Below are 22701 nucleotides of genomic sequence, written 5' to 3' on the forward strand. Positions count from 1 at the left end.
TGGGCTGGAAGGGCAGCTTTTTTATGGGCATCATACAATTAACGGAATATTCCAGCCGTCTCGGTCTGGAGACTGAGGCCTGTTTCCTTCTCACGCCGCTGTTCCCCGCAGCTTTCTTCCTGTAGACTAGGACTATAAGCGTGAAGAAGCAAGAGTTACACTAACTACTGGGGGGAATGACATATGAAACGACGGTTCACCAGCCAGGTTCTCGGCGGACTGATCCTTATCGGTCTCGGAGGCCTGTTCCTGCTAAGACAGATGGGCTACACTGATTTCAGCCTGGGTTCACTGATATCTACGTATTGGCCGGTTATTCTGATTATATTAGGGGTTAAACGCTTTTTGTCCCCGGACGATGAGCATTCGAGATTCTCTGCAACACTTGGCGGATTTTTCTTTCTGGCCATCGGCGTGTTTTTCCTGGGACGGAATTTAGAATGGTTTGACTTCTCGGCAGGCGATTTCTTCAAAATGCTGATCCCGGTTATGCTGATCGGCGGCGGTTTAGCTGTTATTTTCAAGCCGCGGGGTACAACGCCGCCAGTTCCTCCTGCACCGCCTGTACCACCGAATTTCTATCCGCCCGGACCGGGCAAAAGCCCGCTGGATACGAAGCCTCCCGCACCGCTGGAATCGACGCTCGATGAGCAGTTTGAGCAGAAGTTCGGCAAATCTGCCGGTGCCGGCGGGCGGGACTGGAATGATTATCTGCACAAAGACACTGAGGATGAAGACGGAGAACAGGGAGTACCCTCCTCTTCTGCGGATGCCCGGTGGCAGGAGAAGCAGGAACGCCATGAACGCAGACGCCAGGAGCGCCAGGAACGCCATGCCCGCCGCCACGGCGAATGGCATGAGGAGTTTCAGGATTCCGGGCAGGACAAAGAAACGACGAACCGCTCGGCTTTTATCGGAGATGTCCATATGGGACGTGAGCATTTCCAGCTAAAGCAAACCAATATTTCGCAGTTTATCGGGGATACAGTGCTGGATCTGACCAATGCGCAAATTCCTTACGGTGAGACCAAGATCAACATTTCCGCTTTTGTCGGTGATATTAAGGTTTATATTCCGGATGATATGAATCTTGGTGTATCGGTTATCGGCAGCTCGTTCATTGGTGATATGCAGGTGCTTGAGCAATCGCGCAGCGGGTTCATGAGCAATGTACAGTGCAAGACGCCTTATTATAAGGAAGCAGGTAAAAAAGTCCGTATTAACGTCAGCTGCTTCATCGGTGACATTAAAGTCAAAACGGTGGGCTAAATGGGGACGATCTTCAGCAATACCAAGTGGATGCTGCTGGTGTATTTCCTGCTTAGCGGCGGAGTAACTGCCGGACTGATGTATGCCGGGACATGCCTGGGCTATATCCGGGTGGTGGATACCAGCATGTGGCTGTACCTGTGTCTGGGCATTGTGCTCTTCACCGTGACTATCGGCTATATTGCCGGACAGCGGATTCAGCGGCGGATCGACCATCTGGACCTGAATATGCTGCAGGTAGCCAAAGGCAATCTGTCCGTACGGATGCCGGAGAGCGAAGACCAGTCTTTTGCCCGGGTATATCACGAATTCAATATCATGATGGATACTGTGGAGAAGAAGATGAAACTTCTGCAACAGCTGGGTGAACAGGAAGTCATCGAGAAGGAAAAGGCGGCGGAGAGCGCGGTACTGGAAGAGCGGAGGCGTATGGCCCGGGATCTGCATGATACGGTGAGCCAGCAGCTTTTTGCGATTCACATGTCCGCTTCTTCGCTGCCTAAAGTGCTTGAACGGAGCGCAGAGCATGGGCAGACGGTCATGGACCAGCTGATCAGCATGTCCCAGATGGCGCAGAAGCAAATGAGGGCATTGATCGCGCAGCTGCGTCCGGTGGAGCTGGAGGGGCGCAATCTGTTCGAGGCGCTGGAGAAATGGTTCCCGGATTACTGTCGCCAGAACGGGCTCAAGGGAGTAAAGGAGCTTGAACTGCAGGGTGAGCTGTCCGAGGCGATTGAACATCAGCTGTTCCTGATTATTCAGGAGTCGATGGCGAACATCGTGAAGCATGCCGGAGCACGGGTAGTCAGCCTGTCACTGCGCGAGGTGCCGCGCCAGGTTGTGCTGAGCATCAGCGATGACGGTCAGGGCTTCGAGCAGGTGCAGCATAAACAGGGCTCCTATGGACTTACCACCATGCGCGAGCGTGCCGAGAAGCTCGGCGGCCAGGTAGAGATTATCAGCCGCAAGGGGGCGGGAACTACGATCCGCGTACATATACCAAAGTTTGTGCAGGGCATCCCGGAGCCGGTTGATGCCGAATCTGAGCCTGATAGGGGGAGTACAGAATGAGTCTCATTAAAGTGCTGCTGGTGGATGATCATGATATGGTGCGGATGGGTCTCAAAACCTATCTGATGCTTGATCCGATGTTTGAAGTTATAGGTGAGGCAGAGAACGGGCATAAGGCGCTTGGCATGCTGCGTGAACTGGGGCATGAGGCCCTGCCGGATCTGGTGCTGATGGATTTGATGATGCCGGTCATGAACGGGGCGGAGACAACGCGCGCAGTGCTGGCCGAATTCCCGGGTCTCAAAATTGTCATCCTCACCAGCTTCCTGGAGGATGATCTTGTTGTAGACGCGATCGAGGCGGGGGCAGTCAGCTATGTGCTCAAAACCGTCTCGGCAGAAGAGCTGATCTACGCGCTGCAAGGCGCGTACCGCGGCATGCCGGTGATGACCGGCGATGTCTCGCAGGCACTGACCCGGGGCATCCGCCAGCGTACCGTACAGGGCGACTCTTCCGGCTTGACCGAGCGGGAGAAGGAAGTGCTGCTGCTGATCGCTGAGGGCAAAACCAATAAAGATATCGGCGAGGAGCTGCATATCAGCATCAAGACGGTGAAGACGCATGTCAGCAACCTGCTGATGAAGTGTGAGCTGGATGACCGCACCCAGCTGGCTATCTACGCCCACCGTAAGGGCTGGGCGCAGAGTTAGCTCCTTCAGTTCAGTGAATCCTGCTCAAAATACAACATTTTCCTCTATATATCATCTATAATCGAAAATTGTTGTACGAAAGGCAGCATTCCACCTCTTTCGAGCGGCTAAACGGGGCAATTCTTGTATTTCGTACAACAATTCTCCCTAACACCCCTGTTATCTAGGAGCAAAGTTGCAATATGTACAACATTCATGCCTATTGTACGTATGCGTGAAGCGGTAACCTGCAATACCCCGGCGCTATAGCGCCGGGGTATTTATTTGTCCTCTACGTTCACCAATTGCCTCAACGGCCTCAACAACCGGATTTCCTGCGGTTCTCCCTCATATTCTCTTTTAATTGTTCATATCTTTTATCTCCGCTTAAATTGTTTTTAATGTGACCTTAAGGTTTAAAGTACAAAATAAGAACAAGAAAACAAATAACACTTTGCCGGATGCGGCAAGGCGCGGGAGGAAAGAAAACATGGACGATAACAAAAACAACTACAATCGTGAGAACAACTTTAATCGTGATAATGAACCGGGACCGCAGCGGGAATGGGACAGTAATGATAGCAGTAACTTTAACAACAATGGCAGTAACAACAGTAACAGTAACTCATCAACCGAAGCAGGATCTTCATACTACTATTCCTATGGGCCGTTCAAATCCTTGAACAATGATGAGATGAATGGTGAAGATCCGCAGCATTACAACCGCCGGGAGCCGGAACGTGTAGAGATTTCACCTCCGCAGCCGGTCAAGCCTTTACCATACAGCACTTCGCTCCGCACAACCGGATATGACGGAAATGGCGGACGCGGCGGTAACCCTCCTGAGGGAAGTAATGGCTGGCAGTATAACCGTAAGCCGAAGAAGCCGGTCAAGGCGGTACTTATCTCTTTTCTTGCCGGAATGATTGTATTATCGGGTTCGATGTTCATGGCGGACCGGGGCAACTGGTTCACAGGCGATCAGGCAGTTACAGCAGCCGTTACGAATACAGCAGCTAAGACAGCGAACGGAAGTGCTACCATTACGCCTTCCACTTCCACAGCAGCACTGGTTACCGGATCGGGTGATGTATCCAGCGTAGTGGATGGGGTGGGACCGGCAGTTGTCAAAATTGAGACGCTGGTTAAATCAAGCAGCAGAAGCAGCAGTAATCCGAATATGAGCGATCCGTTCTCCCAGTTCTTCTTCGGTGATCAGTTCGGCGGCAGCGGATCTTCCGGCTCCAATTCAGAATCCCAGCCGGAATCAAACAATTCGGATTCATCCCAGCTTACTCCTTATGGAATCGGCACAGGCTTCATTTATAATTCAGACGGTTATATTCTGACCAACCAGCATGTGGTGGATAATGCAGATGTCATTCAGGTTACGGTTGACGGCAATACCAAACCTTATGAAGCGAAATTGCTCGGCTCCAGCAAAGATCTGGACTTGGCAGTGCTCAAAATTGAAGGAACGGACTTCCCTACAGTGGCGCTCGGTGATTCCTACAGCATTAAGGTAGGTTCAGAAGTCGTAGCGATTGGTAACCCGCAGGGCTTTGATCACACCGTTACAGCAGGTGTACTGAGTGCTAAGGGCCGCAGCATTGATATTAATGAAGAAGACGGAAGCGGCACACGCAATTACAAGAACCTGCTGCAGACGGATGCTTCGATTAATCCCGGGAACTCGGGCGGGCCGCTGCTTAACATGAACGGTCAGGTCATCGGGATGAATGTGGCGGTTAGCACAGACTCCCAGGGTATCGGTTTTGCTATCGCGGTCAATACCATTAAAGAAGTTGTAGAGAAACTGGAAGCCAATCAGGAAATTCCGAAAGAACCGGTACCATTCATCGGCGCTTCGCTGATGACCATTACCGATGAAGTCGCTAAGCAAATGGGCACTGACCTTAAAGAAGGCTCCGTAGTCGCCGAGATTGTCTTCAAATCTCCAGCGTATACCGCCGATCTCCGCCCTTACGATATCATCACAGGTGTGAACGGTACGAACTATGCCACCAGCCAGGATCTGATTACTTACATCCAGACGCTCAAAGTTGGCGATCAGGTGACACTGAATGTGGTTCGTGACGGTAAGAAGCTGGATCTTCCGGTAACAATCGGCAACAAAAATGATTTTGATACGACTCAAACTCAGAAGCAATAAACACACCGGACGGTGAGCAGCGCAGCGGAAGGGGAGACCCTTCCGTTTTTGCTGCATAGGCTGCGGATAAACGGATTCATGATACAATATAGATATATGAACTGAACAATGGGGGCTGCTTGATGCGACCGAATATTTTAATTATTGATGACGATGAGAAAATTATATCCATGCTGCGCCGCGGGCTTGCCTTTGAAGGGTATGATGTCAAAACAGCCGCTAACGGGGCAGATGGGCTGCGTGCTGTTCTGAACAGTGATCCGGATGTGGTTATCCTGGATGTAATGATGCCGCAAGTGGACGGGTTCGAGGTCTGCCGCCGTCTGCGTGAGGGCGGAAGCAGTGTTCCGGTACTTATGCTGACGGCCAAGGATGAGATTGAACACCGGGTCAAAGGGCTCGATCTGGGTGCGGACGATTACCTGGTGAAGCCGTTTGCTCTGGAGGAGCTGCTTGCCCGGGTACGGGCACTGCTCCGGCGCAAAAGTGAGCAGGGCGGAGGCTCGGACCAGGCGGTTTCCTATGAGGATATCACACTGGATGTAGATTCGCGTGAAGTGACGCGTGCAGGCAAACGTCTGGAGCTGACGGCGAAGGAATTTGAACTGCTGCATCTTTTCATGCAGAATCCGAAGCGGGTGCTGTCCCGTGATCTGATTATGGACAAGATCTGGGGTTACGATTACAGCGGTGAATCCAACGTGCTGGAGGTATACATCGCAATGCTGCGCCAGAAGACGGAAGAGCATGGCGGCAAAAGGCTGATTCAAACGATCCGGGGAGCCGGCTACATCCTAAGAGGTGACTAATATGTCTATACGTTTGCGGCTGACTGCCTGGTATTCAGGGATTCTGGCCATTATGCTGCTGGCTTTGTCTGCTGCAATTTACGGGTTTGTATATTTTTACAGCTATGGTGACATCAAAGACCGGCTTAAAGAGCAGTCAAACAAAGTTGTTCTGGGACAGGCGTGGAGCGACGGAAAGCTGAAGCTTGTGATTGGCGGTCCGGAAGGGCAGAATCTGTTCGCACAAATGTATATATACGACTTGGAACGATTATTTACCAATGACAATATGGAGAATATCGAGCTTAAGTTTAAAATCCCCGACCAGACTGCAGTTAAGAATCAGCAAGGGTTTATAAAAGCGAGCTATGAGGGCAATCCCTTTCTGATCTATCAGATATCAACTGATGTGAGTACGACCGATGGAATGCTTCCTGCTGTACTTCAAGTTGCTGTATATACGGGAGAACAGGACCGGCTGCTGCTGACACTTAAGAATATCCTGCTGGTAGGCTCCTTTGCCACATTGTTTGCAGCCTTTACGTTCGGCTTATTCCTGGCCCGCAAAGCAATGAGTCCGATCGGCAAGGTCATTGAAGCTGCGAACGGGATACAGACGGGAACTGACCTCAGCTCGCGGATCGTATATGACGGTCCGCAGGATGAGATCGGGCGGCTGATTGAGACGGTGAACAGTATGCTCGGGCGGATGGAAGGCTTCTATACGGGGCTGGAGGAGGCCTATGCCACGCAGCGCCGCTTCGTCTCGGATGCTTCGCATGAGCTGCGGACACCGCTTACAACGATTCGCGGAAATATTGATCTGCTGGAGAAGATATGGGAGATGGAACCGGATGACAGCCGGATGACCGAGGCGGAAATCCGCCAGCTCTCCATTGAATCGGTGAAGGATATTGCCGATGAATCCAAGCGTATGAGCCGGCTGGTGGCGGATATGCTCTCTCTGGCCAGAGCGGATACAGGCCGGACCTTTGATATAGAGCCGGTAGCGCTGGAGCCGATGATGACCGAAGTAGCACGCCGTGCTTCCTTCCTGCCGCGTCAGGCGGAGTGGTCTGTGGGCGAAATGGGCCAGTTGAACGGCAAATATATTCTTGGCAACAAGGACTATCTGCAGCAGATGCTGTTCATCTTCATTGATAATGCTTTTAAATACACGCCTGCGGGTGAGGTTACGCTGGATGCCGTCTTTTATCAGAACCAGGTGGGAATCCGTATCTCGGATACCGGAATCGGGATGGACAAAGACGAAGTGCCGCATATCTTTGACCGTTTCTACCGTGCGGATGAATCCAGAGGAATTACCGAAGGGATCGGTCTGGGACTGTCCATCGCCAAATGGATAATTGATGAGCACGGCGGTTCTGTAGAGGTGGTCACACGGCAGGGGGAAGGGACGACTTTTGTGATCTGGATGCCGCTTCTCTTTGCCCCGCCGCTGGAATAGGGTATAATTAAACGGTTCCTATTACAGCAGTCATTGACAGCAGAAAGCGGTGAATCATGGAAGTCATCAAAATTTCTCCCCGGGGCTATTGCTACGGCGTCGTCGATGCTATGGTAATGGCACGGCAGGCCGCACAAAATCTTGATTTGCCACGGCCGATTTATATATTGGGCATGATTGTGCATAACAGCCATGTCACGAACTCCTTTGAGGATGACGGAATCATTACGCTGGACGGGCATAACCGTCTGGATATTTTGGATAAAATAGAAAGCGGGACGGTTATTTTCACTGCTCATGGTGTGTCGCCCGAGGTACGCAAGATAGCACGGGCCAAAGGGTTAACCACAGTCGATGCCACTTGTCCCGATGTAACAAAGACTCATGACCTCATCAAGGAAAAGGTTGAAGAGGGCTACGAGGTTATCTACATCGGCAAGAAAGGTCATCCTGAGCCGGAAGGTGCGGTGGGGATTGCCCCTGAACATGTCCATCTGATTGAGAAGGAAGATGAAATTGCCGGTCTCTCGGTCCCTTCCTCGCGTATTGTAATTACGAATCAGACCACCATGAGCCAGTGGGATATTAAGCATATTATGAAAAAACTGCTGGAGACCTTCCCGGGAGCCGAGGTCCATAATGAGATCTGTATGGCGACCCAGGTCCGCCAGGAAGCGGTAGCGGAGCAGGCAGGCCAGTGTGAGCTGGTCATTGTTGTCGGTGATCCGCGCAGTAATAACTCTAACCGTCTGGCACAGGTGTCGGAGGAAATTGCCGGCGTACCGGCTCACCGGATCTCAGATGTATCTGAGCTGAATAGGGATTGGCTGAAGGGGATTACCAAGGTGGGAGTAACCTCAGGTGCGTCTACGCCAACACCGATTACCAAGGAAGTTATCAATTATCTGGAGCAGTATGACGAAGCAAATCCTGCGACCTGGGAGATCATACGCACCGTGAATATGGCGAAGCTTCTACCGCCTGTGAAGAACAAGAGTGCGAGTGCTACCTGACTTGATAGCAAAAATGAACTTATAGAATAGGTATAGCGGCAGTGCGGCCTGTATTCAGGTGTGCTGCCGTTTTTTTCGTCCCAAAGCGGTTTTGTTATATATAGCCTATTGGGGTTGACTGGAACAGAAACTTGCGGTAAAATCACTTTAGTGCTTAAAAGCGTACACGCGTCGTAGCGAGATAGTATTAAATTTGATTGATTATACCCGTTTATAAGAATAAGTGTCCAAAAAGGGGAGCTATAATATGATCGTTATTACATCCAACCAAACACCGCAGGATCAGGTAAATGATATTATTGCCGTAATTGAAAAAGAAGGCTTGCAGGTACATCTCTCAAGGGGAGCAGATCATACCGTAATCGGTCTTGTCGGCGGCGTGACCCCGAAGCTGGCCGAGCATCTGCGCCAGATGAAGGGCGTCGAGAACGTCGTGAAGATTACCAAGTCTTATAAGCTGGCAAGCCGTGATTTCCATCCGGAGGATACGGTTATCGATATCCGCGGGGTGAAGATCGGCGGAGAGAATCTCGTCATTATGGGCGGCCCTTGTGCCGTGGAATCCCCGGAGCAGATTGATGAAATCGCACGGCTGGTTAAAGCTTCCGGCGGCCAGGTGCTGCGCGGCGGTGCTTTCAAGCCGCGTACCGGACCTTACAGCTTCCAGGGTGTAGGCGTGGAAGGTCTTACGATGATGGCCGAAGCCGGCAAGCGCCACGGCCTGCTGACCATCACGGAAGTGATGACGCCGGAGTATGTGGATATCTGTGCAGAGCATGCGGATATTCTGCAGGTAGGCACACGTAACATGCAGAACTTTGACCTGCTGCGCAAGCTGGGAACCTGCGGGCGTCCCGTCCTGCTGAAACGCGGTTTCAGTGCGACTTACGATGAGCTGCTGAACGCAGCGGAATACATTCTCGCCGGGGGCAACCGTGATGTTATGTTATGTGAGCGCGGAATCCGGACTTTTGAAACCTACACACGCAATACGCTGGATCTCTCAGCTATTCCTGTGCTGCAGAACCTCAGCCATCTGCCGGTGATTTCCGATCCAAGCCATGGCACCGGACGCCGTGAGCTGGTTGCGCCTATGGCCAAGGCTTCGGTTGCTGCGGGAGCCAATGGTCTGATCATCGAGATGCATACCGACCCTGATAATTCCATGACAGGTGACGGAGTACAGTCTCTGTTCCCGGAACAGTTCGACAGCCTGCTTAGAGATCTTGAGAAGCTGGCGCCGCTTGTTGGACGCAAGTTCTCTCCTTCACTGGAAGCAGCCCCGGTAGTTTAAATTTCAGAGTGCGAATTAGCTTCTTACAGGCTCTCTTCTCCCGCTTTGGGCGGAGGAAGGGGGCTATTTTTATTGAATATAGGACAAAGGTGACATGGGAATCGGATGAAGGGAGTTTTTTCACCAAAGCGTCAGAATATCTTACATTGTCGTAAGAAATACCTGACATAAGCATTGACGATGTTAGGTTTGAGATTTATAATGACGACAGCAAAAAAATAAAAACAAGAACATTTGATACTGTGAGCGGCCTAATGTTCGGAACTTGGGGAGGAATAAAGCATGTCGGTTGAAAAAGTATTGCAGACGATCAAGGAGAACAATATCGAATGGGTGGATTTCCGGTTTGTAGATTTGGGTGGACGTGCTCACCACATCTCACTGCCAGCATCCGCAGTTGAAGAAGAAACATTTGAGAATGGTGTAGCATTTGATGGTTCTTCCATTACAGGGTTCCGGGGTATTGAAGAGTCGGACATGGTAATGATGCCTGATCCAAGCACTACATACATCGATCCTTTTACAGCTCACCCAACGCTTAACATCATGTGTGATATTTTCACACCGGATGGCGAACGTTACGAGCGTGACCCGCGCGGTATCGCTGTGAAGGCTGAAGAGTTCCTGCAATCCAGCGGTGTAGGTACAGCGGCATTCTTCGCACCTGAGTCTGAATTCTTCATCTTCGACGATGTTCGTTATGAGAGCGGAATGAACAGCTCTTCCTACTTCGTTGATTCCGAAGAAGCAGCTTGGAACACTGGCCGTAAAGACGAAGGCGGCAACCTGGCATTCAAAGTTGGCGTTAAAGGCGGATACGTGCCTGTAGCTCCAGTGGATTCCCAACAGGATATCCGCAGTGAAATGTGCCGTTTGCTTGCTGAAGCAGGCCTGGAAATCGAACGCCATCACCATGAAGTGGCGACTGCAGGGCAGGCGGAAATCAACTTCCGTTTTGACACCCTCAAGAAAACAGCTGATAATCTCCTGACTTACAAATACATTGTGCAGAACACTGCACGCCAATACGGCAAGGTAGCAACCTTCATGCCAAAACCGCTGTTCGGTGATAACGGTAGCGGTATGCACGTTCACCAGTCGATCTTCAACGGCAGCGAGCCATTGTTCTACGAAAAAGGCTCTTATGCTAACCTGAGTGAATTGGCTCTGCACTACATCGGCGGTATCCTGTATCATGCTCCTGCATTGATCGCGCTGACTAACCCAAGCACCAATTCGTTCAAACGTCTGGTTCCTGGTTATGAAGCACCAGTTAACCTGGTTTACTCCAAGGGTAACCGTTCCGCTGCTGTCCGTATCCCGGTAGCTGCTGTAACACCTAAGGGCTGTCGTATCGAATTCCGTACACCTGACTCCACGGCTAACCCTTACCTGGCATTCTCCGCAATGCTGATGGCGGGTCTGGACGGAATCAAGAAGAAGATCAACCCTGAAGAAATGGGTTACGGTCCACTGGACAAGAACATCTACGAATTGTCTGATGCTGACAAAGAGAAGATCCGCAGCGTACCAGGTACACTGGACGAAGCACTTGACGCTCTGGAAGCTGACTACGAATTCCTTACAGAAGGCGGCGTATTCACTAAGGACTTCATCGATAACTACATCGCTCTGAAGCGTTCCGAAGCTCAAGCCGTTGCGATTCGTGTTCATCCGCATGAATACTCCCTGTACTTTGATGTATAAGATAAGTTAACTTGAATAGAGCTTGATGAAGAAGCCTCCGGGATCATTGGATTCCGGGGGCTTTTTCTGTTGTGTTCTGGATACCAAAGCTGTACCTGTCCCGCCTACCAGTTGTGCCGAGCTATTCTGTATCTATACGGGGAAGTAACTGGTATGGCCACAAATGATTGTAGGATAGCGGCATTGCGGAAACAGGGCGGTTGCAAAGGCGGGTTGCTGCAAAAACTGGGTTGCTGATCGGGCCGGGGCGGAGGATCATCAATGAACTAACGCGGACTGAGAGGACGCTATTTCGTCAAAAAGCCACCTAACGGGGCCCAAACGGACAGAGATTCCGTTATGTTGTTCATTCGTGACTGAAAGGAGGAGGAGATGCTAATTTAAGCGAATCTGAGTCCGTTTGACCGTGAATCCCCCGGATTTGTTCAAATAACGGATTCTCATTCCAGCTCACTAACTTAGGGAGCGTGGAGATCCCAGTCCGGCATGGTCTTATGAGTGGTCGTGATTTCGTGATTTTTCGTGTTATTTAATAGAATATATCCTATAAAATCTCAACTAGATTATATATAGCGCTTACATTTTGTATGTATTTTAGATGTGTAAAATTTCAGGCGTGTTTGTACTATGTTTAAGTCAGATTTATATAAAATATAAGACAGATAACGAAAGTGGTTTCGTGAATAGTGGGATTCAAATAAAGGCTGTAATATCAGCTTTTATGGTAACAATTTTGCACATCAAAGAACATGAAAAAAACCTTTACAAAGATTTATAACGATGCAATAATGAAAAACGAAACCGATTTCGGAAAGTTCCATTAAAATGCAATCTATCTTTGTAGTAGAGAGAGGATGAATACAGTGAATCACGATCACAAGATAAAATCAGGCTGGAGCTTCACCGGCAATAATGGGGATTTCAGACTGGAGCAGCCGGACCGGAGCAGTTTTTTATATTTTCCGCTGGTGAATGAGGGGGGCATGATGTCCTCGGTCAGCCCGAAGCTGCATGGTCAGGTGACTTCAGGTCATAATACATTCCTTACTCCGCCGCTCTCTGTGGAGGATCTGCATAATTCCCGCGCTTCCCGCAATTTCTGGGTATATATCGAAGGACAAGGCGCATGGTCAGCTACGGGAGACTCCGCCCGGCAGAATGCCGCAGTATATGGCGAGGGTGCTGATGAATCTCTGCTGGAAGCCGGACTGTTATGGCATAAAGTGACCCGGGGCAATAAGGAGCTGGGGGTAGGAGCACAGATCACGAGCTTCGTACCCTGCGGCAATGACAAAGTAGAGCTGATGAAGGTTGTGCTGACAAACAGCGGCACGAAGGAGCTCACGCTGACTCCAACGGCTGCCATTCCGCTGTATGCGCGTTCTGCAGATGATCTGCGGGATCACCGTCATGTTACTTCGCTGCTGAACCGGACTTATACTTCCGCTTACGGAGTGGAGGTACAGCCGGCACTTTCCTTCGACGAACGCGGACACCGGGTGAATCATACCTCTTACGGGGTATTTGGTGCTGCGGAAGGCGGAGCACAGCCGGTTGGCTTCTTCCCGGTGCAGGAGGAGTTCATCGGTGAAGGCGGAAGCCTGGACTGGCCGGAAGCGGTGGTGCGCAATCTGGCTCCGGAGATTGGTGAAGGGGGCGGAATACACAAGGAAGGGTATGAAGCGCTTGGCGGACTGCGTTTTGCCGAGATTACACTAGCTCCAGGACAGAGCCATTCCTATGTAGTTGTACTTGCGATTGAGAATGACAGAATCGGCGTGCCGGCTTTGATGGCCAAGTATGGCTCAACCGCTGCTTTTGATGCGCTACTGGAGGAGAATAAGACCTTCTGGGCAGAAAAAGTGAATACGGTAGAGTTCCATACGGGAGATCATGCTGCTGATGAATGGATGAAATGGGTTACTCTGCAGCCCGTGCTGCGCAGACTGTACGGCAACTCCTTCCTGCCTTATCATGACTATGGAAGGGGCGGCCGCGGCTGGCGTGATCTCTGGCAGGACTGTCTCGCTCTGCTGATCATGGAGCCTGCTGATGTGCGCAGCCTGCTGCTGAACAATTATGCCGGTGTCAGAATCGACGGCAGTAATGCAACGATTATCGGGCAGCAGCCTGGTGAATTCATAGCGGACCGTAATAATATTCCCCGCGTCTGGATGGATCACGGCGCATGGCCGTTCCTTACTACGATGCTGTACCTCGATCAGAGCGGTGATCTCGACTTCCTGCTGCAGGAGCAGTCCTATTTCCGGGATTCCTTCATGAGCCGCTGCAAGGAACGCGATACGTCCTGGGAGCCCGGAGCCGGCAGCAGCCTGCGGACTGCAGCAGGTGAAGTGTATACAGGCACCATTCTGGAGCATATCCTGCTGCAGAACCTGGTTCCATTCTTCAATGTGGGTGAGCATAACAATATTCTGCTTGAAGGCGCAGACTGGAATGACGGCCTGGATATGGCCGCCCAGCGGGGTGAGAGTGTAACCTTCACCGCCTTCTATGCCAGCAATCTGCTGGATCTCTCCCGGCTGCTGATCACGCTTAAGGAACGTACCGGGGGAGACACCCTGGAACTCGCGGAAGAAATGAAGCTGCTGCTGGATTCGCTTGGCGAATCTATTGATTATGAATCTATCCCTGCCAAACACGGGCTGCTGGACCGCTACTATGCCGCAGCACCGAATAAGGTTAGCGGAATCCGTGCCCAGCTGAAGCTGGAGCAGGTTGCAGCGGATCTGGCCCGCAAAGCGGAATGGATCTTCGATCACCTGCGCCGCAATGAATGGGTAGAAAGCGGTCATGGCGACGGCTGGTTCAACGGCTATTACAATAATGACGGGGAACGTGTGGAGGGTGAGTTCGCTGAAGGTACCCGTATGACGCTGACCGGGCAGGTCTTCCCGCTGCTGGGTCATGCTGCTGCACCGGAGCAGATTGCAAGCATTGTCTCGGCGGTAGAGCGCAATCTGTTCGATGACAAAATCGGCTACCGGCTGAACAGCAACTTCGGCGGTATTCAGCAGAATCTGGGCCGTGCGTTCGGCTTCGCCTTTGGCCACAAAGAGAATGGAGCCATGTTCAGCCATATGACTGTAATGTACGGCAACGCACTGTATAAACGCGGATTTGTTAAAGAAGGCCGTAAAGTACTCGATTCGCTGTACAGCCTGAGCGCGGACTTTGAAGTCAGCCGGATGTACCCCGGTATCCCGGAATATATCAACGAGCAGGGCAGAGGGATGTATACGTATCTGACCGGTTCGGCAAGCTGGATGCTGCTGACGATGGTCACGGAAGTATTTGGTGTCAAAGGCAAGCTGGGCGATCTGCTGCTGCAGCCGAAGCTGGTTAAAGAACAGTTTGATGCCGAAGGCCGTGCTTCTATCAAAACTATCTTTGCCGGACGCGAGCTGAAAGTCGTCTATACGGCTTCAGGAAGCGCTGAATACGGAGAGTACCAAATACATGCTGTGAAGCTGAACGGGGCTGAGGTAACGCTTCAGCGCGTCTCAGAAGGGGTTGTGATCTCGCGTAGCCTGCTGAGCGCCCTGCCTGAAGGCCAAGTCCATCTGCTGGAGGTTGTACTGGCGTAACGCCGGACGATAGGAATTTAAGACGCCTGCTCTGCCGGTCCGCCGGGAGCGGGCGTTTTCATATGAGATGCCCTATAAACGGTGCAGTAGCTGCGGAAAAGAGCGTAATTTCAGGAAACCTGCAGGAAATTGCAGCCGGAAGCTTGTGTATTCCCCGTAGTAACGGGTAAGCTTAGAATCCATAGGTTAAGCATAGGTCGATCATAGGCCAAACATAGAAAGTAGAAAGGAAGGGCATTAAGTGGCACATATTCTATCAAACGGAATACTTACAGTGGAGATAGCAGAGCCGGGAGCATATAGCGGCACCCGGTTTGATTGGAGCGGTTTTATTACAGGAGTGACTCTGGAGCAGGGGGGGCATACCTTTTGTGTGCCGGAGAGTCTGGTTCCGGGACAGGGCAGCGGAGGCATAGGCCTGTGCAATGAGTTCGCCATTTCCCGGGCAATCGGCTATGAGGATGCCGCTGCCGGTGAGTGGTTCCCGAAGCCCGGGGTCGGGCTGCTGCAGAAGCAGAGCGATGAAGCATACGATTTTTTCGGGAAGTATCCGCTTATTCCCTTCACCATAAATCAAGAGCTCAGCAGGCATTCGGTCACTTACACCGTCCAGCCGATGGAATGCCGGGGCTACAGTATGCGGCTGACTAAGACGATTACGCTGAATGAGGACCGGCTGGATATTGCCTACGGGATTGAGAATGTAGGGGACAAGCCGCTGCGCATAGAGGAATATATTCATAACTTTGTCGGAATCAACGGCGCGGCTGTCGGGGGGGAATATGAGCTGAGGCTGCCGGGCAAACTCCGGATTGAAGCGCCGGAATCCTCATATACGGACAATTTGCTAAGCGTGTCCGGTAACAGTCTTACATGGAAGGAAGCGCCGGACCGTCCCTTCTATTGCCGGCTGGAGGGCTGGGAGAACGCGGCGGCTGATCATTATTGGGAGCTCGTCCATAAGCCAAGCGGCGCCGGAATCCGGGAGAGCGGGGATTTCACGGCGGAACGGATCATTCTATGGGGGGAGAAACATGTAATTTCTCCCGAGGTTTTTATTGACATCACCATTTTACCGCGTCACAGCAAGGGTTGGAAGCGCAGCTATCAATTTTTTGCCTCCTGAAGCCTGTCTAGCTTACCTCCTATGTGAATAATTATACTTGCTGCTGTTTAATGTTATCTGCTATCATAGCGATATCCATATTCATAGGAGAGAAAGGGTGGGAGCAATTTTGAGCAAGAGAGCATACAATTTTAATGCCGGTCCGGCGGCACTGCCGCTTACAGTGTTGGAACGTGCACAAGCGGAGTTTGTTGAATTCCGGGAGAGCGGAATGTCCATTATGGAGATGTCGCACCGCGGGGCTATATACGAATCTGTGCATAATGAAGCTCAGGAACGCCTGCTTTCGCTCCTCGGCAATCCGCAAGGCTATAAGGTATTGTTCATTCAAGGCGGAGCAAGCACACAGTTCGCCATGGTTCCGATGAACTTCATCTCTGCAGGCCAGGTCGGCAGCTATGTTATGACAGGAAGCTGGGCGGACAAGGCCCTGAAGGAAGCCAAGCTGACAGGCGGCGGGCATGTTGCCGCATCCTCAGAGGATAAGAAGTTCCTGGCGATTCCGGAGCTTAGCAGCATCAAGGCTGCTGACAATGCCGCATATCTGCATGTTACCTCGAATGAAACGATTGAAGGGACACAATACGCAGAGTATCCGGATGCCGGTTCTATTCCGCTAATCGCAGATATGTCCAGTGACATTCTGAGCCGTTCCTTCGACATCAACAAATTCGGTCTGATCTATGCAGGTGCGCAAAAGAATCTGGGACCTTCAGGCGTCACTGTAGTGATCGCCAAGGAAGAGCTGATTTCCAGTTCTCCTGCGAATATTCCGACGATTCTGCGGTATGATACACATTATAAGAACAACTCTCTCTACAATACGCCGCCATCCTTCTCTGTATATATGGTTAATGAAGTGTTAAAATGGATTGAGGAACAGGGCGGGCTTGCCGGTACCGAAGCCAAGAACCGTGATAAAGCAGGTCTCCTCTATGACTATATCGACGGCAGTGACGGCTTCTACCGCGGAGTTGCGGAAGAAGGCAGCCGTTCCATTATGAATGTAACGTTCCGGATGCAATCGGAGGAGCTGGAGAAGCAGTTCATCAAAGCTTCCGAAACGGAAGGATTCGTTGGCCTCAAAGGCCACCGCAGCGTTGGCGGCTTGCGTGCCTCCATCTATAATGCGGTTCCTCATGAGAGTGTTAAGGCACTTGCCGATTTCATGAAGCATTTCCAGCAAACTCAAGGTTAATGAAAGAACGCTCCTGACCTTCCGCCTGGCGGTGGAGGGTCTTCTTCTTGCCCGCAGCTCAGGATTTCCGGGCTGCGCCTGTGCCTGGAACCATCATCAAGAATTCATTACAGGGCCAAGTACGTCTTTAGGACCCTACAGAGAGGAAGCATCCGAATTATGGCATTACACATTGTGCTCGTAGAACCGGAAATTCCGGCGAACACAGGCAACATTGCCCGCACCTGTGCGGCTACGGGAACCCACCTCCATCTCGTGCGTCCCCTCGGTTTCCGTACAGATGATGCAACACTGAAACGTGCCGGACTCGATTATTGGCATGCGGTAACCATTGAGTATCATGATTCCTTCAGTGAAGTACTTGAGAAGTATAAGGAGGGCCGTTTCTTCTACGCCACCACAAAGGCGGAGAAGCGTTATACGGATTTCACCTTTCAGGATGGTGACTTCTTTGTGTTCGGCAAGGAAACCAAGGGACTGCCGGCAGATATTCTGGAAGCCGGCAAGGAAACCAGAATGCGCATGCCGATGAGCGAAGCAGTAAGATCGCTTAATTTATCTAATTCTGCAGCGATTATTGTTTATGAAGCACTCCGGCAGATGGATTTCCCGCAACTTTTCTAAAAGTTGACATCAATTTTTATTTTTTTCAGCAGGATTCGACATTTTAGTAACGAAATAGTTAATTAGTGCCGAAATAAGTAGTATAGAAAGTGAACTTAAGAATGAGAGTTCTCATTCTTAAGTTTATCTTAGCAGCTACTAATTATCAGTTGAACAGGAGAGTGTAAGTTAGATATGAAACCTGCTGGCGTTGTACGTAAAGTAGATCAGCTGGGTAGAATTGTTCTGCCTAAGTCCCTGCGTAAAAGGTATTCAATGAATGAAGGCGACCCTGTAGAAATTCTGGTTCAGGGCGATCATATCATTCTGGAGCGTTATCGTCCGAAGTGTGTCTTTTGCGGAGGTATGGAAGGCGTAAGCGAATATAAAGACCGTTATATTTGTGCAAGCTGCCTTTCGGAAATGACTCAATTGCCAAGACACGCGTAAGTGCAAAACAGCATTACTATCTACATAGGAGAAGCGCTGAACGGCGTCCTGTAACAGGCTGCTGATTGGGTAAGGCTTTTCTTCACACCAAAAAGAGCGCCGCACATCAGTGCGGTGCTCCTTTTTTTGTAAACGCTCAGCGGACTCTTATAAGCCCTTGGTCTTGTCGTCGTTGTAGGAAGAAGTAAGGATGCCGGCCAGAAACAGCAGAAAAACCAGGGTCACGATCCAAAAAGTCAGGGAGAACGACATGCTGTGCACCTCCGTTAGTGACTGTTATTCGTTAATCTGATTATACGCTTTCATTCCGCAAAAATAAATGAAAATGTGATTTATGGCATTGACGAACTCCAGCTACTTACTTGAAGAACAGGAAGTTCGTCGGTACACGCCGCAAATTGCCGTCAGAAGGGTTATTGATGACCTTCCCCCGGAAGATCAGCGAGGAAGATCCGCCTCCATCGAGATTGTAGGCATCAATGACGCCAAGGTTATACAGCTTGTCCTGAAGCTCTGCCAGAGTAGCCCCGGAATTGCCGTTCTCGTCATAACCGTCGGCCACCAGAATGAGCAGCTGATCATCCTTGAAGTTGCCGATCACGGTGCGCGGTGCACGCTTAGGAGTGAGTTGCCATTTCTGCGGAATCACAGTCTTGGTGTGATTCTTCAGCAGAACCGGGACGAAGGTGGCGCCAAAAACGGGCTCCAGCTGATCCAGCTGTGCCCGGCTGCTGAACTTGCCGCCGATCAGCTGCCCGGACTTATTCAGGCCGACGAAGCTGAGATCCTTGTAGCTGGGTTCGAAGCCATACAAATACTGGCCGCCGACAATGGTTGTAGACAGCGGATAACGCTTGCCGTTCTGATCGGCGAACCCGCCGGCGTTGATGCCTGCGGATGCACCATAGCGGTTCACGGCCTGCATGGTGGTCTCGGATGCGCCAGTGCCGTCACCGGCCAGACTCATCTTCATGGCGGCAGGATCCTTCAGCCTGATCTTTAACGCGTATGCTTTATAGTTTCCGGGGTTCAGCCGGTACAATTCAATGGTAATCCGGTCACTGGTAATTACATCGGCAGGTATGCCCAGCCGGGAGGTAATCCGGTTATTGTAGATCCGCTCCGGGCGGGAGGTCTGGGCTGCGGCCGTACTGACCAGCGCATTCATGGCATTCGTGGTCTGCTTGTACAGCAGGGCACTGGCGCTGATCGAATCGATGGTGTAAGACGCATAGCTCTTGGCTACGGCCAGATCCTGCTTAAGCTTAGCGGTCTCACTAACAGGGCCGGAGACAGCAGTAAAGGGTCCGGTATCGAGCTTGAGGTCGAGCGGCGGCTGATACAGCCACAGGCAGAGCAGCAGTCCGAAGAGCGGCGCGGTCAGGAGCATGAAGAAGCGGTTTACTCTTTTGACAGGAGTCATCATTTGAGCAGATCCATCTCTTTCTTAAGCGCATCCAGCTGTTTCTTGACCTCGCTTAATTGTGTATACAGTTTGTTGCTGTTGTCCGTCTTGTTGCTGGCGTTATCTTTGGTGAAGGTCAATAATTCATTAAAGGTCTGCACCGTGCTCTGCAGTTCCTTCACCTGTTCGGTCAGGACGGCGATCTTGGATTCGTAATCGGTCTTCAAAACGGTAAGCTGCTGCTGGCTTTGTGATCCAAGCTCGCTCAGCACCTGATCTTTCAGATGGTTCGTGTAGCTGTACACGGCATAAACGCCGAGTGCAATCATCAAAATCCAGAACAGTAGAAACCATTTTACGGAAGGTCCGCTTCTCTCTGCGCTCCGGCGCGAGTGTACCCGGGTTGATTCCGCTAGCGGTTGCATTTTATCACCTCAAGCCATTTTTTTTCAAGTCCCCATTCTATCAGACTTTTACTATTTTCGCAAAAGTGAAAGAGCTTGTGAAAACAAGAAAAAGTAATTGCATCCTGTTAAACTACTGCGATACAATTTCTATAGATTGGAATATCTGAGGGGCGTATTCAAGGTAAAAGTAGGAAGAACAGACAAGACATCATAGTTCCTTGCTTGCGTGTTAACCGGAAACGCTTATCGCGCTTTCCATTCTGGTAAATTATATAGATAGCAGGAGGTCTGGGCATTGATGAAAGTCTGGCGGGTGGTCATCGTGGGATGTCATCCCACAAGTATGTTGGGAACAAAATTGATTCTGGAAGAAGGGGGAGAGCTGGAGGTTGCAGGTATGTATTCCACCTGGAGCGAATGCGTTTCCATGGTGCGCGATACCGGGCCGGACCTGGTACTCAGCGATTATCAAATGCCGGAAGGAACGGTAGAGGATGTTCTGCCAGAGATGAAGAAGAGCTCACAGAGCTCCCATTTTATAATTATGACCGAAGAGAATGATAAAGAAATGTTTCAGCCGCTGATTGAGCTTGGGGCAAGCGGAGTGCTGTCCAAAGGGGCGACTCCGAATCAGCTGCTGCAGATGATTAGCGGAATCCGTGAAGGCTTCCTCTCCATTCCGCTCGAATGGATTGAGAAGGGGTTACGTCCGGTGACCTCTTCCAGAGGACTGGATGCTGTAATGCAGCTGACACAGACAGAGATGTTTATTATGGAACGCATTGTGCAAGGAATTACATACGATAAGATCGCCCTGGAGATTGAAGTCAGCCGCCGCTCGATTGATAACTATCTGCGCAAGATTTATGTTAAGCTGGAAGTATCTACGAGGGCACAGGCGATCGAGAAGTTCGCCCTATTCTCAAGACAGAACAAGCAAATCTACGCCTGATCCCCGTATAACGACATAATGCCGTCCGGGCTGGAATATTCTTAAACCAGAGTAAAGGGGGGAGCGTATGAAGTATGAATTCTCTGCGCGCGCACATACGTTGTTGTCATCACCACTGCTGAGCATCCGTAAACAGACGCGGCGCGGCACGCTGATCTCGCTGGCGGAAGAGCTGCCGGCGGAGGAGTTATTCCCGTTGCCGCTGTTGTCTGAAGCAGCATCGACGGTGATATCGGCAGATGCCGGAGCTCTGCAGTACGGTGATCCCGAGGGCTATGGCCCGCTGCGGGAGTGGCTTACCGGAGATTGGCTGGGAGGCAAAGGGGTAAATGTGGCCGAAGGCGGAGTTCTTCTGACAACGGGAAGCCAACAGGCCATCGATTTGCTGGCCAGAGTCTATATAGATCCCGGTGACCGGGTGCTGGTCGAGAATCCGACCTCTCCGGGCATTCTGCAGGCGCTGCGGATGCAGGGTGCCGTGATCATTCCGGTGCAGGGGGATAAGGACGGCCTGCTGCCCGATCATCTGCGCAGCGGAATCCGCCAGCACCGGCCCAAAATGCTGTTTGCCACGCCGAGCTTTACCAATCCGAGCGGTGTGCTGTGGAGCCTTGCACGGCGCAAGGAAATTCTTGAGCTGTGCACCTCGCATAACGTGCTGATTATAGAGGATGATTCTTACGGTGATCTGCATTTCCAGCGATATGATGAGCATCCTTCCCTGAGATACCCTTCCCTCTACGCGCTGGAGAATGTCAGCGAGGGCGGGCATGTGCTGTATATCGGTTCATTCAGCAAAACGGTTGCGCCGGCGCTGCGGACGGGCTGGGCGGCGGGAAGCCGCGAGCTGATCGGGATGATGACCGCTGCGAAGCAGATGGCGGACTGGCAGTCCAGCTCGCTGAACCAGCGGCTGCTGCATCATCTGCTTAGTGTAAGCGCCTTTGATCTGCGGGAGCATATCACCCTGCTGAACCGGGAATACAATACCCGCCTGAAGCTGATGGCCGAGCTTCTGAAACGCCCGGCCTGGAAAAGCAGCGTGTATGATATGCCGGTTGGCGGGATGTTCCTCTGGGTGTCGCTGCCGGAGGGGCTGGATGCCATGGCACTGCTGCGTGTCTCATTGGCTAAAGGCGTAGCCTTTCTGCCCGGACCGCTCTGCAGTGTAAGCGGAGGCTCGGACCGGATCCGGCTTAACTTCAGCCACCCCGGCCGGGATGAGCTGCTGCTGGGCATGAATCTGATGAGTGAAGCGGTATCGGAGTTTACGGCGCGGAGCTGAGAGTGACGGGAATAACCGGAGCATGATATAGAAGAAGGATGACTGCTTGCCATGGAATGGCGGGCGGTTGTCCTTTTTTTTTGAACTGAATTTACAAAGATGTCTTTAGAATCGGAAAAATATGAAACTTATCGTGTTGTAGAAGGAACTATACTTGGGCTGAGTGTCAAATTTATTCCAAACCCAAGGAACCGGAGCTGAAAGAGAATGAAAATAAACAAAACATATAGGTTGGCAGCTTGCATTGCAGTATTG

The 22701-nt window shown here is 51.2% G+C and carries 18 protein-coding genes; 16 read left to right on the plus strand and 2 right to left on the minus strand.

The genetic code is table 11. The features are described from left to right. Nucleotides 1-183 precede the first annotated feature (183 nt). The 14 genes from liaF to NSU01_RS09895 all read left to right on the plus strand — a co-directional run bounded on the left by liaF (nt 184) and on the right by NSU01_RS09895 (nt 18397). Nucleotides 184-1269 carry a cell wall-active antibiotics response protein LiaF gene (liaF, locus tag NSU01_RS09830; protein ID WP_076242658.1) on the plus strand — a complete coding sequence of 362 codons (1086 nt, stop codon included), beginning with the start codon at nt 184-186 and terminating at the stop codon, nt 1267-1269. Further along, entirely contained in the window at nt 1270-2340 is a 1071-nt protein-coding gene (locus tag NSU01_RS09835; RefSeq protein WP_039303347.1) for a sensor histidine kinase, read from the plus strand. Continuing rightward, nucleotides 2337-2990 carry a response regulator transcription factor gene (locus NSU01_RS09840; protein ID WP_039303350.1) on the plus strand — a complete coding sequence of 218 codons (654 nt, stop codon included), beginning with the start codon at nt 2337-2339 and terminating at the stop codon, nt 2988-2990. Before NSU01_RS09835 ends, NSU01_RS09840 begins: the two co-directional genes overlap by 4 nt. Nucleotides 2991-3459: 469 nt before the next feature. After that, complete coding sequence (locus tag NSU01_RS09845; protein ID WP_076242659.1) at nt 3460-5142, plus strand: trypsin-like peptidase domain-containing protein; 1683 nt, start codon at nt 3460-3462, stop codon at nt 5140-5142. Between the two features lie 122 nt (nt 5143-5264). Then, nucleotides 5265-5951: a response regulator transcription factor gene (locus NSU01_RS09850; protein ID WP_042135165.1), complete on the plus strand. Its 687-nt coding sequence runs from the start codon at nt 5265-5267 to the stop codon at nt 5949-5951. Nucleotide 5952: 1 nt separating this feature from the next. Then, nucleotides 5953-7398, plus strand: coding sequence for a HAMP domain-containing sensor histidine kinase (locus tag NSU01_RS09855; protein ID WP_042135166.1), 1446 nt, complete (start codon nt 5953-5955; stop codon nt 7396-7398). A 56-nt stretch (nt 7399-7454) separates the two neighbouring features. Beyond that, complete coding sequence (locus NSU01_RS09860) at nt 7455-8411, plus strand: 4-hydroxy-3-methylbut-2-enyl diphosphate reductase (protein WP_042135168.1); 957 nt, start codon at nt 7455-7457, stop codon at nt 8409-8411. A gap of 247 nt (nt 8412-8658) precedes the next feature. Further along, nucleotides 8659-9705 (plus strand): 3-deoxy-7-phosphoheptulonate synthase, encoded by a 1047-nt coding sequence (gene aroF, locus NSU01_RS09865; protein WP_039303367.1) that lies wholly within the window; start codon nt 8659-8661, stop codon nt 9703-9705. 282 nt (nt 9706-9987) lie between these two features. Then, the gene (glnA, locus tag NSU01_RS09870; protein WP_042135170.1) at nt 9988-11412 is read left to right on the plus strand and encodes a type I glutamate--ammonia ligase; all 1425 of its coding nucleotides are present in this window, start codon (nt 9988-9990) and stop codon (nt 11410-11412) included. Nucleotides 11413-12275: 863 nt separating this feature from the next. Continuing rightward, complete coding sequence (locus NSU01_RS09875) at nt 12276-15020, plus strand: cellobiose phosphorylase (protein ID WP_076242660.1); 2745 nt, start codon at nt 12276-12278, stop codon at nt 15018-15020. Between the two features lie 241 nt (nt 15021-15261). Further along, nucleotides 15262-16146 carry a hypothetical protein gene (locus tag NSU01_RS09880; protein WP_076242661.1) on the plus strand — a complete coding sequence of 295 codons (885 nt, stop codon included), beginning with the start codon at nt 15262-15264 and terminating at the stop codon, nt 16144-16146. Nucleotides 16147-16252: 106 nt separating this feature from the next. After that, nucleotides 16253-17344, plus strand: coding sequence for a 3-phosphoserine/phosphohydroxythreonine transaminase (serC, locus tag NSU01_RS09885; protein ID WP_076242848.1), 1092 nt, complete (start codon nt 16253-16255; stop codon nt 17342-17344). A gap of 159 nt (nt 17345-17503) precedes the next feature. Beyond that, nucleotides 17504-17968, plus strand: a complete 465-nt coding sequence (gene trmL, locus NSU01_RS09890; protein ID WP_039303379.1) for a tRNA (uridine(34)/cytosine(34)/5-carboxymethylaminomethyluridine(34)-2'-O)-methyltransferase TrmL — start codon at nt 17504-17506, stop codon at nt 17966-17968. A 174-nt stretch (nt 17969-18142) separates the two neighbouring features. Continuing rightward, nucleotides 18143-18397: an AbrB/MazE/SpoVT family DNA-binding domain-containing protein gene (locus NSU01_RS09895; RefSeq protein ID WP_039303382.1), complete on the plus strand. Its 255-nt coding sequence runs from the start codon at nt 18143-18145 to the stop codon at nt 18395-18397. A gap of 358 nt (nt 18398-18755) precedes the next feature. Here the strand turns inward: NSU01_RS09895 and NSU01_RS09900 are convergent, their stop codons facing one another. Both NSU01_RS09900 and NSU01_RS09905 read right to left on the minus strand, forming a co-directional pair. Continuing rightward, nucleotides 18756-19823: a phosphodiester glycosidase family protein gene (locus NSU01_RS09900; RefSeq protein WP_076242662.1), complete on the minus strand. Its 1068-nt coding sequence runs from the start codon at nt 19821-19823 to the stop codon at nt 18756-18758. Beyond that, the gene (locus NSU01_RS09905) at nt 19820-20227 is read right to left on the minus strand and encodes a hypothetical protein (protein ID WP_039303387.1); all 408 of its coding nucleotides are present in this window, start codon (nt 20225-20227) and stop codon (nt 19820-19822) included. The genes NSU01_RS09900 and NSU01_RS09905 overlap by 4 nt, the downstream gene beginning before the upstream one ends. 277 nt (nt 20228-20504) lie before the next feature. Between NSU01_RS09905 and NSU01_RS09910 the strand changes: the two genes are divergently transcribed. Both NSU01_RS09910 and NSU01_RS09915 read left to right on the plus strand, forming a co-directional pair. Further along, nucleotides 20505-21161, plus strand: coding sequence for a response regulator transcription factor (locus tag NSU01_RS09910; protein WP_076242663.1), 657 nt, complete (start codon nt 20505-20507; stop codon nt 21159-21161). Between the two features lie 67 nt (nt 21162-21228). Further along, nucleotides 21229-22446: a PLP-dependent aminotransferase family protein gene (locus NSU01_RS09915; protein ID WP_076242664.1), complete on the plus strand. Its 1218-nt coding sequence runs from the start codon at nt 21229-21231 to the stop codon at nt 22444-22446. Nucleotides 22447-22701: the final 255 nt, after the last annotated feature.

Source organism: Paenibacillus sp. FSL H8-0259, from assembly GCF_037963255.1.
Taxonomy (GTDB): Bacteria; Bacillota; Bacilli; order Paenibacillales; family Paenibacillaceae; genus Paenibacillus_AQ; species Paenibacillus_AQ phytohabitans.